This is a genomic window from Escherichia marmotae (assembly GCF_002900365.1).
Classification (GTDB): domain Bacteria; phylum Pseudomonadota; class Gammaproteobacteria; order Enterobacterales; family Enterobacteriaceae; genus Escherichia; species Escherichia marmotae.
In genome coordinates this window covers 3,402,861-3,417,005 of sequence record NZ_CP025979.1, presented here as the reverse complement: position 1 = coordinate 3,417,005, position 14,145 = coordinate 3,402,861, and the positions used below count along the sequence as shown (strand labels likewise).

10 protein-coding genes and 1 pseudogene are annotated in these 14,145 nt (G+C 51.0%); 7 read left to right on the top strand and 4 right to left on the bottom strand.

Going from position 1 to position 14,145, the window contains the following annotated elements; genetic code table 11:
• Nucleotides 1-8: 8 nt before the first annotated feature.
• Nucleotides 9-221, bottom strand: a complete 213-nt coding sequence (gene yibT, locus C1192_RS17635; RefSeq protein WP_010376448.1) for a protein YibT — start codon at nucleotides 219-221, stop codon at nucleotides 9-11.
• A gap of 267 nt (nucleotides 222-488) precedes the next feature.
• Between yibT and C1192_RS17630 the strand changes: the two genes are divergently transcribed.
• The 7 genes and pseudogenes from C1192_RS17630 (at nucleotide 489) to trmL (ending at nucleotide 11,702) form a co-directional block, all read left to right on the top strand.
• On the top strand, nucleotides 489-851 hold the full coding sequence (locus tag C1192_RS17630) for a YibL family ribosome-associated protein (RefSeq protein ID WP_016262730.1): 363 nt from the start codon (nucleotides 489-491) through the stop codon (nucleotides 849-851).
• 543 nt (nucleotides 852-1,394) lie between these two features.
• A pseudogene (locus C1192_RS17625) lies at nucleotides 1,395-2,077 on the top strand (SadB/YajI family lipoprotein).
• Nucleotides 2,078-2,120: 43 nt separating this feature from the next.
• The gene (locus tag C1192_RS17620; RefSeq protein ID WP_103194812.1) at nucleotides 2,121-7,154 is read left to right on the top strand and encodes a YadA-like family protein; all 5,034 of its coding nucleotides are present in this window, start codon (nucleotides 2,121-2,123) and stop codon (nucleotides 7,152-7,154) included.
• Nucleotides 7,155-7,562: 408 nt separating this feature from the next.
• Nucleotides 7,563-9,218, top strand: coding sequence for an L-lactate permease (gene lldP / locus C1192_RS17615; RefSeq protein ID WP_001055313.1), 1,656 nt, complete (start codon nucleotides 7,563-7,565; stop codon nucleotides 9,216-9,218).
• Nucleotides 9,218-9,994, top strand: a complete 777-nt coding sequence (gene lldR / locus C1192_RS17610) for a transcriptional regulator LldR (RefSeq protein WP_001517469.1) — start codon at nucleotides 9,218-9,220, stop codon at nucleotides 9,992-9,994. The genes lldP and lldR overlap by 1 nt, the downstream gene beginning before the upstream one ends.
• Nucleotides 9,991-11,181: a quinone-dependent L-lactate dehydrogenase gene (gene lldD / locus C1192_RS17605; RefSeq protein ID WP_000586943.1), complete on the top strand. Its 1,191-nt coding sequence runs from the start codon at nucleotides 9,991-9,993 to the stop codon at nucleotides 11,179-11,181. The genes lldR and lldD overlap by 4 nt, the downstream gene beginning before the upstream one ends.
• Before the next feature lie 47 nt (nucleotides 11,182-11,228).
• A complete protein-coding gene (gene trmL, locus C1192_RS17600; RefSeq protein ID WP_000932355.1) occupies nucleotides 11,229-11,702 on the top strand; it encodes a tRNA (uridine(34)/cytosine(34)/5-carboxymethylaminomethyluridine(34)-2'-O)-methyltransferase TrmL in 474 nt (157 codons plus the stop codon).
• A 55-nt stretch (nucleotides 11,703-11,757) separates the two neighbouring features.
• Here the strand turns inward: trmL and cysE are convergent, their stop codons facing one another.
• The 3 genes from cysE to secB all read right to left on the bottom strand — a co-directional run bounded on the left by cysE (nucleotide 11,758) and on the right by secB (nucleotide 14,145).
• Nucleotides 11,758-12,579, bottom strand: coding sequence for a serine O-acetyltransferase (gene cysE / locus C1192_RS17595; protein ID WP_001277564.1), 822 nt, complete (start codon nucleotides 12,577-12,579; stop codon nucleotides 11,758-11,760).
• Between the two features lie 79 nt (nucleotides 12,580-12,658).
• Nucleotides 12,659-13,678: an NAD(P)H-dependent glycerol-3-phosphate dehydrogenase gene (gene gpsA / locus C1192_RS17590; protein ID WP_001517467.1), complete on the bottom strand. Its 1,020-nt coding sequence runs from the start codon at nucleotides 13,676-13,678 to the stop codon at nucleotides 12,659-12,661.
• Nucleotides 13,678-14,145 carry a protein-export chaperone SecB gene (gene secB / locus C1192_RS17585; protein ID WP_000003377.1) on the bottom strand — a complete coding sequence of 156 codons (468 nt, stop codon included), beginning with the start codon at nucleotides 14,143-14,145 and terminating at the stop codon, nucleotides 13,678-13,680. The genes gpsA and secB overlap by 1 nt, the downstream gene beginning before the upstream one ends.

Here is a 14,145-nt window from a genome sequence, read left to right as displayed (position 1 = left end):
ATGCTCGCTTACTGCTGCCCCTCTACCTGCTTCGGTCGATAAAGCCGACGATAATATTCCAGGCGTTGGAGATATAACGGCACGCTTTCCTCAGGTATATCGGACGGGATCGCGTTACGAGGGGGAAGTTTATTCAGATACTCCCGGAACGCCTGGCTAGATGCCATGAAATCTACGGCTTTATCGATAAAAAGCGGAACGTTTTCACCTATTTTGCCCATCATAATATCTCCGAATTACCCCGCGCCGGGAATGCGCGGCCGCCAATTTTAGTTTAGATCCCGGTAAAAATGGCATTAAGGAAAACGTGCGAAATCTACAACGTTTGTCCTTGCTTGCTTATTACTTTTTATTAATCAATAAATTACATTCTTTTCTGAACGCAAAATTGGTTACCCAGCAAAACTATTACAATACCATCGGTTGTGAACAAAGCACCCCGTCACGCATACTAGGACTATAAATTTATCTTTATCAGAAGCCATCACATGAAAGAAGTCGAAAAAAACGAAATTAAACGTCTTAGCGATCGCCTGGACGCCATCCGTCACCAACAGGCCGACCTGTCGCTAGTTGAAGCCGCAGACAAATATGCCGAACTGGAAAAAGAGAAAGCCACGCTGGAAGCTGAAATTGCTCGTCTGCGTGACGTTCACAGCCAAAAACTCAGCAAAGAAGCACAAAAGCTGATGAAAATGCCTTTCCAGCGTGCGATTACTAAAAAAGAGCAAGCGGACATGGGCAAACTGAAGAAGAGTGTTCGTGGGCTGGTGGTGGTGCACCCAATGACCGAGCTGGGCCGTGAAATGGGCCTGCAAGAGATGACAGGGTTCTCAAAGACCGCGTTTTAAGTTCCTTTCTGGTCGCTGTAATCACAGCCTCTCACGATTTACTCGCTCCTGCTGGCACATGCAGGAGCATGTACCTCTCATCAAATGAGATGTCTTTCTTAACATAAAATGTTTCAGTTTCCCCACTAGTTTGAGTGATTTTTGCAGGCTAAAATCTGAAAATGCGTTGCGCAATAACGTGCGATATATAAATCATAGTAATAAATCGCCGTATAATGACGCGTAATTATTTATATTTTTCCATCAGCATAGCAAACCTCATCACAAAACATCATTTATATGAATACAAAACTTCCCTATTCCCGTCAGCCTAAAATCTTGAACATTTGACATTGATTAATATCGCTCATTAAAATCCGTGCGATCAATATCGTTCGCTACAAAATGAAATCATTCGTCATTTAATGACATGTTCGCAATACCAATTATTTCAAAACTCTTCCATAAATTTTTATTGCGAATACATACACCGCAAGCATTCATCAGAAAAATGTTTGCGGTGTAATTATCAACATATTGGGGTTATGAAAAGGAATTCATCCTATGAACATAAAAAAAACACTTTTAAACGTGTTAACAATATTGTCATTCTGTACATTAACAGGCTGTGATTATATTGCGAAAGCGAACCTGATCGATGATTTAACCAAACAGCAAGAGTTGCAAAAAAGTAAAATAGAGGCGCTTGAGAAACAACAAGAGCAATACAACCACAAAATAGAACTATTTGAAAAACAACAGAATAACATCACAAACAGCACAAAACACTTGCCAGCATCGTAAAGGCTGTCAAAAACAAACAGGACGAATTTGTCTTCACTGAATTTAACCCAGCACAAACACAATACTTCATTTTAAATAACGGCTCAGTCGGTTTAGCAGGACGCATACTATCTATTGATGCCGTAGAGAATGGCAGCGTTATTCGGATTTCGCTGGTTAACCTGTTAAGCATTCCCGTATCAAATATTGGCTTCCATGCTACATGGGGTAATGAAAAACCCACTGATGCCAAAGCCCTGGCGAAATGGCAGCAATTACTTTTCAACACCACTATGAATTCCACTCTTCAATTAATACCTGGTCAATGGCAAGACATTAATCTGACATTAAAAGGCGTTTCGCCTAATAACCTGAAGTATCTGAAGTTGTCCATCAATATGACCAATCTTCAGTTCGGCATCATTCAACCTGCTGAAACTCGGCAACGAAAAAGCAAAAAATAAATGCGGCTTCTGCGCTTATATCAAGGAATAGAGAGCATCAATAATGAACAAAATCTTTAAAGTTATCTGGAACCCTGCAACGGGGAGCTACACTGTCGCCAGCGAAACGGCTAAAAGCCGTGGTAAGAAATCCGGGCGCAGTAAGCTGTTAGTTTCTGCATTGGTTGTTGGTGGGTTGTTGTCGTCGTTTGAGACCAGCGCAGGAAATCAGGCGGGTAAAGGTGTTGATACATTATCTACCTCGATAGGTGATATTTGGATTGCAATTGGTGAAGGTTCTCAAGCATCAACAGATGCATATAAAACATCTTCTATTGCAATTGGTCCTAAGGCTAATGCGCTAGCTTCAGGAGCAACAGCTATCGGCTATAACAGTTCTGCAGGGAATTGGGCTCTGGCTTTGGGACTAGACACGAATGCATCAGGCGACAGATCGACAGCAATGGGTAACTCTGCAACAGCCACTGGCCAATTTTCTTTGGCTCTCGGCGGGGGAACTACATCAACTGGTCAAGCTTCCATTGTAGTGGGAAGAGACTCGTCCGCAATAAATGACTACGCTACTGCGGTTGGCTACAAATCTAATGCAAATGGATTATATAGCCTTGCAATAGGTATGGAGACTAAAGCCACCGGAAATGACAGCCTCGCATTAGGCAGAAAAGCACTCACCAGCGCAGCAAACGCGATTGCTATGGGTGCTGAGAGCGAAGCCGCTGAAAATGCTACCGCTATTGGTAATAAAGCGCATGCAAAAGGGGAGAATAGCATCGCGATGGGCCCCGGAAGCCTTGCCAACAATGCTAATTCTATAGCACTGGGTAACGGCAGCCAGTCTCTGGCTGATAGCACAATCACCATAGGTCAAGGCAGCAAAACTAATGGCACTGATGCTATCGTTCTGGGTAATGGTAGCCAGTCGAGCGGCTTAAGCTCTATTGCCTTAGGTAATGCCAGTGTTGTAACTGGCGATAATAGTATTGCACTTGGTAGTAATACCAGTGTCAACGGAATTAACGCCGTCGCGCTGGGGGCTGGTTCGATTGCAGATCTGGACGATAGTGTTTCTGTCGGCAATGACTCATTAAAACGCAAGATCGTAAATGTGAAAAATGGCACGATCAAATCTGACAGTCACGATGCCATTAATGGTTCACAGCTTTATGCGATCAGCGATTCGGTAGCTAAAAGACTTGGTGGAGGCGCATCGGTAAATGTTGACGACGGTACAGTTAAAGCTCCCGCCTACAATTTAAAAAATGGTAACAAAAATAACGTTGGCGACGCGCTTACTGTACTTGATGAAAACACCCTGCAATGGAACCAAGCTAAAAGCCAATACAGCGCTGCTCATGGTAACTCAACTACCAGCGTAATCACCGATATTGCGAATGGCACGATTTCAGACACCAGTAAAGATGCGATTAACGGTTCACAACTGAAAGCCACCAACGATAATGTGACCACCAACACCACCAACATCACCAACCTGACCAATGATGTCGCGGATATCAACACCACAATCACAGGCCTGGAAGATGATGCACTGCAGTGGAATGGTACTGCGTTCAGCGCCAAACACGGCACTAACACCACCAGCAAAATCACCAACGTCATGGCCGGTAGCCTGTCAGACACCAGTACCGATGCCGTCAACGGCGCGCAACTGAAAACGACAAACGATAACGTTGCCACCAACACCACCAACATCACCAACCTGACTGATGATGTCGCGGATATCAACACCACAATCACAGGCCTGGAAGATGATGCCCTGCAGTGGAATGGTACGGCATTCAGCGCCAAACACGGCACTAACACCACCAGCAAAATCACCAACGTCATGGCCGGTGACCTGTCAGACACCAGCACCGATGCCGTCAACGGCGCGCAACTGAAAACGACAAACGATAACGTTGCCACCAACATCACCAACCTGACTGATGATGTCGCGGATATCAACACCACAATCACGGGCCTGGAAGATGATGCCCTGCAGTGGAATGGTACTGCGTTCAGCGCCAAACTCGGCACTAACACCACCAGCAAAATCACCAACGTCATGGCCGGTGACCTGTCAGACACCAGCACCGATGCCGTCAACGGCGCGCAACTGAAAACGACAAACGATAACGTTGCCACCAACACCACCAACATCACCAACCTGACCAATGATGTCGCGGATATCAACACCACAATCACAGGCCTGGAAGATGATGCCCTGCAGTGGAATGGCACGGCGTTCAGTGCCAAACACGGCACTAACACCACCAGCAAAATCACCAACGTCATGGCCGGTGACCTGTCAGACACCAGCACCGATGCCGTCAACGGCGCGCAACTGAAAACGACAAACGATAACGTTGCCACCAACACCACCAACATCACCAACATCACCAACCTGACCAATGATGTCGCGGATATCAATACCACAATCACGGGCCTGGAAGATGATTCCCTGCAGTGGAATGGTACGGCGTTCAGTGCCAAACACGGCACCAGCACCACCAACAAAATCACCAACGTCATGGCCGGTGACCTGTCAGACACCAGCACCGATGCCGTCAACGGCGCGCAACTGAAAACGACAAACGATAACGTTGCCACCAACACCACCAACATCACCAACCTGACTGATGATGTCGCGGATATCAACACCACAATCACAGGCCTGGAAGATGATGCCCTGCAGTGGAATGGTACTGCGTTCAGTGCCAAACACGGCACCAGCACCACCAACAAAATCACCAACGTTGCAATAGGTGACATCAATGCCAACAGTACCGACGCGATTAACGGCTCTCAACTCTACAGCTTAAGCAGTTCCGTCGCGACGTACCTGGGTGGCAATGCCGCAGTTGATGCCAGCGGTGCGTTAACCGGACCAACATATAATATTGACGGAACCGATTACAGTAACGTTGGTGATGCCCTGAACGCGATTAATACATCGATGGGTAATTCACTTGGTGATGCCCTGCTTTGGGACAGTCAAACCGGGGCATTTAGCGCCAGCCATAGTGGCAGCGCCAGCCAAATCACGAATGTAGCGGCAGGTGCGGTTGACGCAACCAGCAGCGATGCCGTAAACGGCTCGCAACTCTACACCATGAGTAACTCTGTCGCTGATGCTCTGGGAGGCGGTTCTACGGTGAATACAGATGGCAGCATCAGCGCGCCATCATACACAATTGCGAATGCCGATTACGATAATGTGGGCGACGCTCTGGACGCGATCGACTCAACTCTCGATGATGCCCTGCTCTGGGATGCAACCGCAGGTAACAATGGCGCATTCAACGCCAGCCACAACGGCACTGCCAGTGTAATTACTAACGTGGCAGACGGTCTGGTTGATGCTAACAGCAACGATGCAGTCAACGGTTCTCAGTTGTACGCCACAAATATGATGATCAACAACTTTGCCGGCGATACCAGCAATACCTATACAGAAGAAAATGGCACAGGTATTAACTATATTCGTACAAATGACACCGGTTTAACCTTCCACGATGCCAGCGCCACAGGCATTGGATCTACTGCTGTCGGTTATAACTCCGTTGCTTCCGGTGCCAGTAGCATCGCGATTGGCCAGGACAGCAGTAGCACTATTGATACCGGCATTGCAATAGGTAGCAACTCCGTTTCTGACCGTGTCATTGTGAAGAGTTCTCGTTCTACCAGCGTGACGAAAAATGGTGTGGTGATTGGTTATGACACCACGGATGGTGAACTGCTGGGTGCCTTGTCGATTGGCGACGATGGTAAATATCGTCAAATCATTAACATTGCCGATGGTTCAGAAGCACATGACGCCGTTACCGTACGTCAATTGCAGAACGCTATTGGCGCTGTAGCGACCACACCAACCAAATATTTCCACGCCAATTCAACAGCAGAAGATTCGCTGGCCGTAGGAACTGACTCCCTGGCAATAGGGGCGAAAACAGCCGTTAATGCTGACGCTGGTATTGGCATAGGTCTGAATACGCTAGTACTGACCGATGCAATCAACGGTATTGCTATCGGTAGTAATGCACGCGTAAATCATGCGGATAGCATTGCGATAGGTAATGGTTCTCAGACTACCCGTGGTGCTCAAAGCAACTACACCGCTTACAACATGAACGCGCCACAAAATTCTGTGGGTGAGTTTTCTGTTGGCAGTGGACAGGGTCAGCGTCAGATCACTAACGTCGCGGCGGGTTCGGCTGATACCGATGCCGTCAACGTTGGGCAGTTGAAAGTCACGGATGCACGTGTGGAGCAAAATACCCAGAGCATTACCAACCTCAACACTCAGGTAACAAATCTGGATACCCGCGTCACCAATATCGAAAATGGTATTGGTGATATCGTAACCACCGGTAGTACCAAATATTTCAAAGCCAACACCACTGGCGCAGATGCCAATGCCCAGGGTACAGATAGCGTCGCGATTGGTTCCGGCTCTATTGCTGCCGCTGACAACAGCGTTGCACTGGGTACGGGCTCTGTGGCAGACGAAGAAAATACGATCTCTGTCGGTTCTTCTACTAATCAGCGTCGTATCACCAACGTAGCCGCCGGTAAAAATGCTACCGACGCCGTTAACGTTGCGCAGTTGAAATCTTCTGAAGCCGGCAGCGTTCGCTACGACACTAAATCTGACGGTTCTGTTGACTACAGCAGCATTACCCTCGGGGGCGGCAATGGCGGCACAACACGTATTAGCAACGTTTCCGCTGGCGTGGAAAACAACGATGCGGTGAACTACGCACAGTTGAAGCAAAGCGTGCAGGAAACGAAGCAATACACCGATCAGCGCATGGTTGAGATGGATCACAAACTGTCTAAAACTGAAAGCAAGCTGAGCGGTGGTATCGCTTCTGCAATGGCGATGACTGGTCTGCCTCAGGCCTACACGCCAGGTGCCAGCATGGCTTCTATTGGTGGCGGTACTTATAACGGTGAATCGGCTGTTGCTTTAGGTGTATCGATGGTGAGTGCCAACGGTCGTTGGGTCTACAAATTACAAGGTAGTACCAATAGCCAGGGCGAATACTCCGCCGCACTCGGTGCCGGTATTCAGTGGTAATTATCCATTAACGAATGGGTAAACCCTGATGCGCTACGCTTATCCGGCCTACAGGAGGATTCCACAAATTCCTGTAGACCGGATAAGGCGTTCACGCCGCATCCGGCAAAATAAGGTGCACCAGGTCAACAATCTGCGGGCAATTCTCTGATGAGGATTGCCCTTTTCTTTACCAGACACCTTCCTCACCCCAAATTGGCCCTACCAATTCTTCCCTTATCTGGCCTCTGGTTCACAGTTCATCAATTCAAACTCACATTAACGTTGCTATTGCACAACATTTAGTTAACCATTCATTGTCATTATCCCTACACAACAAAATTGGCAGTGCCACTTTTACACAACGTGTGACAAGGCGATGAGCAACAGACTCATTACACGATGTGCGTGGCCTCCAGGAGACCTGCAATGAATCTCTGGCAACAAAACTATGATCCCGCCGGGAATATCTGGCTTTCCAGCCTGATAGCATCGCTTCCCATCCTGTTTTTCTTCTTTGCGCTGATTAAGCTCAAACTGAAAGGATACGTCGCCGCCACCTGGACGGTCACTATCGCTCTGGCGGTAGCTTTGCTGTTCTATAAAATGCCGGTCGCCAACGCGCTGGCCTCCGTGGTTTATGGCTTCTTCTACGGCCTGTGGCCGATCGCGTGGATTATTATTGCAGCGGTATTCGTCTATAAGATCTCGGTGAAAACCGGGCAGTTTGACATCATCCGCTCGTCCATTCTTTCAATAACCCCTGACCAGCGCCTGCAAATGCTGATCGTCGGTTTCTGTTTCGGCGCATTTCTCGAAGGGGCTGCAGGCTTCGGCGCACCGGTCGCGATTACCGCAGCCTTACTGGTCGGCCTGGGCTTTAAACCACTGTACGCCGCCGGGCTGTGCCTGATTGTTAACACCGCACCGGTGGCATTTGGCGCAATGGGTATTCCGATTCTGGTTGCCGGGCAGGTAACAGGCATCGACAGCTTTGAGATTGGCCAGATGGTGGGCCGCCAGCTACCATTTATGACTATTATCGTGCTGTTCTGGATCATGGCAATTATGGACGGCTGGCGCGGTATCAAAGAAACCTGGCCTGCGGTCGTGGTTGCGGGTGGTTCGTTTGCCATCGCACAGTACCTCAGTTCCAACTTCATTGGGCCGGAACTGCCGGACATTATCTCTTCGCTGGTATCGCTACTCTGCCTGACACTGTTCCTCAAACGCTGGCAGCCGGTGCGCGTTTTTCGCTTCGGTGATTTGGGGGCGTCACAGGTTGATATGACGCTGGCTCACACCGGTTACACCGCAGGTCAGGTATTGCGTGCCTGGACACCGTTCCTGTTCCTGACCGCCACCGTAACACTGTGGAGTATTCCACCGTTTAAAGCCCTGTTCGCTTCGGGCGGAGCGCTGTATGAGTGGGTCATCAACATTCCGGTGCCGTACCTCGATAAACTGGTTGCTCGTATGCCGCCGGTGGTCAGCGAAGCCACCGCCTATGCAGCCGTGTTTAAGTTCGACTGGTTCTCTGCCACCGGCACCGCCATTCTGTTTGCTGCGCTGCTCTCTGTTATCTGGCTGAAAATGAAACCGTCTGACGCTATCAGCACCTTCGGCAACACGCTGAAAGAGCTGGCGCTGCCCATCTACTCCATTGGTATGGTGCTGGCGTTCGCCTTTATTTCGAACTATTCCGGGTTGTCGTCAACACTGGCGCTGGCTCTGGCACACACCGGCCACGCATTCACCTTCTTCTCGCCATTCCTTGGTTGGCTGGGTGTATTCCTGACCGGCTCGGATACATCATCTAACGCCCTGTTTGCCGCTCTGCAAGCCACGGCAGCACAACAAATTGGCGTCTCTGACCTGTTGCTGGTTGCAGCCAACACTACCGGCGGCGTCACCGGCAAGATGATCTCTCCGCAATCTATCGCCATCGCCTGTGCGGCAGTAGGCCTGGTTGGCAAAGAGTCTGATTTGTTCCGCTTTACTGTCAAACACAGCCTGATCTTCACCTGTATGGTGGGCGTGATCACCACGCTGCAGGCCTATGTCTTAACGTGGATGATTCCTTAATGATGGTTATACCCAGACGCCTGTCAGACGAGGTAGCAGATCGTGTGCGGGCGCTGATTGATGAAAAAAATCTGGAGGCGGGCATGAAGTTGCCCGCTGAACGTCAACTGGCGATGCAGCTCGGCGTGTCGCGTAATTCATTACGCGAGGCGCTGGCAAAACTGGTAAGCGAAGGCGTGCTGCTCAGCCGACGCGGCGGCGGGACGTTTATTCGCTGGCGTCATGATGCATGGTCGGAGCAAAACATCGTCCAACCACTGAAAACGCTGATGGCCGATGATCCGGATTACAGCTTCGATATTCTGGAAGCCCGCTACGCCATTGAAGCCAGCACCGCCTGGCATGCGGCGATGCGCGCCACGCCTGGCGACAAAGAGAAAATTCAGCTTTGCTTTGAGGCAACGCTCAGCGAAGACCCGGACCTCGCCTCACAAGCAGACGTTCGTTTTCATCTGGCGATTGCCGAAGCCTCACATAACATTGTTCTGCTACAGACCATGCGCGGTTTCTTTGATGTCCTGCAGTCCTCGGTAATGCAAAGTCGCCAGCGGATGTATCTGGTTCCGCCCGTTTTTTCGCAACTGACTGAACAGCATCAGGCAGTCATTGACGCCATTTTTGCTGGTGATGCCGACGGTGCGCGTAAAGCGATGATGGCGCATCTCAGTTTTGTCCACACCACCATAAAACGATTCGATGAAGATCAGGCACGCCGCGCACGCATTACCCGCCTGCCCGGTGAGCATCATGAGCATTCGAGGGAGAAAAACGCATGATTATTTCCGCAGCCAGCGATTATCGCGCCGCCGCACAACGCATTCTGCCGCCGTTCCTGTTCCACTATATGGATGGCGGCGCATATTCTGAATACACCCTGCGCCGCAATGTAGAAGATTTGTCCGACGTGGCGCTGCGCCAGCGCATTCTGAAAAACATGTCTGACTTAAGCCTGGAAACGACGCTGTTTAATGAGAAATTGTCGATGCCAGTGGCGCTGGCTCCGGTGGGCTTGTGCGGCATGTATGCGCGTCGCGGCGAAGTCCAGGCAGCAAAAGCGGCAGATGCGCATGGCATTCCGTTTACTCTCTCGACGGTTTCCGTTTGCCCGATTGAAGAAGTTGCACCAGCCATCAAGCGCCCAATGTGGTTCCAGCTTTATGTGCTGCGCGATCGCGGCTTTATGCGTAACGCGCTGGAACGGGCAAAAGCCGCGGGTTGTTCGACGCTGGTTTTCACCGTTGACATGCCAACGCCGGGCGCACGCTACCGTGACGCACACTCGGGTATGAGCGGTCCGAATGCCGCAATGCGCCGCTACTTGCAGGCGGTGACTCATCCGCAATGGGCTTGGGATGTGGGTCTGAACGGTCGTCCGCATGATTTAGGTAATATCTCAGCTTATCTCGGTAAACCGACCGGACTGGAAGATTACATCGGCTGGCTGGGGAATAACTTCGATCCATCCATCTCCTGGAAAGACCTTGAGTGGATCCGTGATTTCTGGGATGGCCCGATGGTGATCAAAGGGATCCTCGATCCGGAAGATGCCCGTGATGCAGTCCGTTTTGGCGCGGATGGCATTGTAGTTTCTAACCACGGCGGTCGTCAGTTGGATGGCGTGCTCTCTTCCGCCCGCGCACTGCCTGCTATTGCAGATGCGGTGAAAGGCGATATCGCGATTCTGGCGGATAGCGGCATTCGTAACGGGCTTGACGTTGTGCGTATGATCGCACTCGGTGCCGATACCGTACTGCTGGGCCGTGCTTTCCTGTATGCACTGGCCACGGCGGGCCAGGCGGGCGTAGCAAACTTGCTGAATTTGATCGAGAAAGAGATGAAAGTGGCGATGACGCTGACTGGTGCGAAATCAATTAGCGAAATCACGGAAGACTCGCTGGTTCAGGGGCTGGGTAAAGAGTTGCCTGCGGCACTGGCTCCGATGGCGAAAGGGAATGCAGCTTAAGGGTTAGATTAATATCTGCTATCCTGCCCCCGCACTAAGGGGGCAGTATGCTAAACATCGTACTTTACGAACCAGAAATTCCGCCAAACACTGGCAACATCATTCGTCTTTGCGCTAATACCGGCTTTCGTCTGCATATCATCGAACCGATGGGATTTGCCTGGGACGACAAGCGCCTGCGCCGCGCGGGGCTGGACTACCACGAATTTACCGCCGTTACGCGTCATCATGACTATAGCGCGTTTCTTGAGGCGGAAAATCCCCAGCGTCTGTTTGCCCTTACCACTAAAGGTACGCCCGCACATAGCGCCGTAAGTTATCAGGATGGCGATTATCTGATGTTCGGCCCGGAAACACGTGGCTTACCCGCAACCATCCTTGACGCCCTGCCCGCTGAACAAAAAATTCGTATTCCAATGGTGCCGGACAGCCGCAGCATGAACCTGTCCAATGCGGTGTCGGTGGTGGTGTATGAAGCCTGGCGGCAGTTGGGGTATCCGGGGGCGGTGTTGAGAGATTAGTTACTGTAGGCCGGATAAGATGCGTTAGCATCGCATCCGGCACGATCACAGGACATCAGATCCCATCGCCATACTCAAACGTATGGTGAATGCCGTTGAAATGCTGATCCATATCCATTGACGGTTTATCGCTGTCTGGTTTACCGACGATACGCGCCGGAACGCCAGCGGCAGTGGTATGCGGCGGCACTGGTTGCAGCACCACGGAACCTGCGCCAATCTTCGCGCCACGACCAACTTCAATGTTGCCGAGAATTTTCGCACCAGCGCCAATCATCACGCCTTCACGAATTTTCGGGTGACGATCGCCGCTGGTTTTACCTGTACCACCGAGCGTCACGGATTGCAGAATCGACACGTCGTTTTCAATTACCGCCGTTTCACCAACGACGATGCCCGTCGCGTGGTCGAGCATGATACCGCGACCAATTTTTGCCGCCGGATGGATATCGACCTGGAACGTCACAGATACCTGGTTTTGCAAGAAAATTGCCAGTGCACGGCGGCCCTGATTCCACAACCAGTGACCAATGCGATACGCCTGCAAGGCATGAAAACCTTTCAGATATAACAATGGCGTTGAGTATTTATCTACTGCCGGGTCGCGAGTACGCACCGCCTGGATATCGCAGGCCGCAGAAGCGATCATTTCCGGGTCGGCGGCATAAGCTTCTTCAACCACTTCGCGAATAGCAATGGCAGGCATAATGGGCGATGACAGCTTGTTCGCCAGCATATAGCTCAATGCACTCCCCAGGTTTTCGTGCTTGAGTAGCGTTGCGTGGTAAAAACTGGCCAGCATTGGCTCACAGTCCGCCAGCGTTCTGGCTTCAGCTTTAATATTGTTCCAGACAATTTCCAGTTCTTCACACGACATTGCTTACTCCACACGATGAGGTAATGACCGGCCCGTTCTGCGCGAGCCGGGTCATAGCGGTAACAAAAGTTCCCTGGGTTTAGTGGCTGCTGCGCTCGTCCTTGCGTGCACGACCTAATAGTGTCAATGCTGCCTCGCGCGCGTTTTTTCCGCAATATAATACTTGATAAATTTCCTCGGTTATTGGCATTTCAACGCCGAAGCGATGCGCCAGTTCGCGAACCTCTTTCGTATTGCGGTAACCTTCCACCACCTGACCAATCTTCTCCTGCGCACTTTGTACATCCATGCCCTGACCGAGCATCATGCCAAAGCGGCGGTTACGCGACTGGTTGTCGGTACAGGTAAGCACCAGATCACCCAGGCCTGCCATGCCCATAAAGGTGGCAGGCTCGGCACCCAACGCCGTGCCCAGACGCGACATTTCAGCCAGGCCACGGGTAATCAGCGCCGTTCGCGCATTCGCCCCAAAACCGATACCGTCAGACATCCCCGCACCAATCGCAATGACGTTTTTCACCGCGCCGCCAAGTTGCACGCCAATGAAATCCGGGTTGCTGTAGACACGGAAACTTTTGCCGCAGTGCAGCAGTTGCTGGAGATCGTCAGCAAAATCCTGGTCGGTAGAGGCCAGCGAAATAGCCGTTGGTAAACCTGCTGCCAGCTCTTTCGCGAAAGTGGGGCCAGAGATAACCGCCAGCGGAATTTGATCGCCTAACGCTTCGCGCGCCACGTCCTGTAACAGACGCCCGGTTTCCGCTTCCAGCCCTTTGGTTGCCCATACCAGGCGCGCGTCAGGACGCATCAACGGTTTAATCTGCCGCAGTACTTCACCAAAGACATGGCTGGGTACGACGACGAGAATATTACGGCTGGCTGCCAGCGCAGTGGCGAGATCACTTTCAAGGTGGAGCGTATCGGGAAAAGGCACATCGGGGAGAAACGCGGCGTTACAACGGTCGCGTTCAAGCGTCGCGATATGTTCAGGGTCATGGCCCCAGAGGACAACCTCGTGGCCATTTCTTGCCAGGGTGATGGCAAGAGCGGTGCCGTACGAGCCGGCACCGATCACAGTCATTGAAGCATTACGTTGGTTCATCAGGCATCCTGATGTTCTTCAGTACCTTCGCCAGCCTGCTGCTGTAAATAGTTCATGAACAGAGCATCGAAGTTAACCGGCGCAAGGTTCAGTTGCGGGAATGTACCGCGGGATACCATGCTGGTGATGCATTCACGAGCATACGGGAACAGAATGTTCGGGCAGTATGCGCCCAGGCAATGTGCCATCTGGGTGCCTTCGATACCCGCGATGGAGAAAATACCGCCCTGCTGAACTTCGCACAGAAACGCGGTTTCTTCGCCCAGGGATGCCGTTACGGTAACACGCAGTACCACTTCGTAAACGTCATCTGCCAGTTGGGAAGATGCCGTATCCAGATCAAGTTTAACTTCTGGCTGCCAATCTTTCTGGAAAACGTGCGGCGCGTTCGGCGCTTCGAAAGAAATATCCTTGGTATAAATACGCTGGATCTGAAAAGTCATTTCGGTGTTGTTTTGTTCTGACAT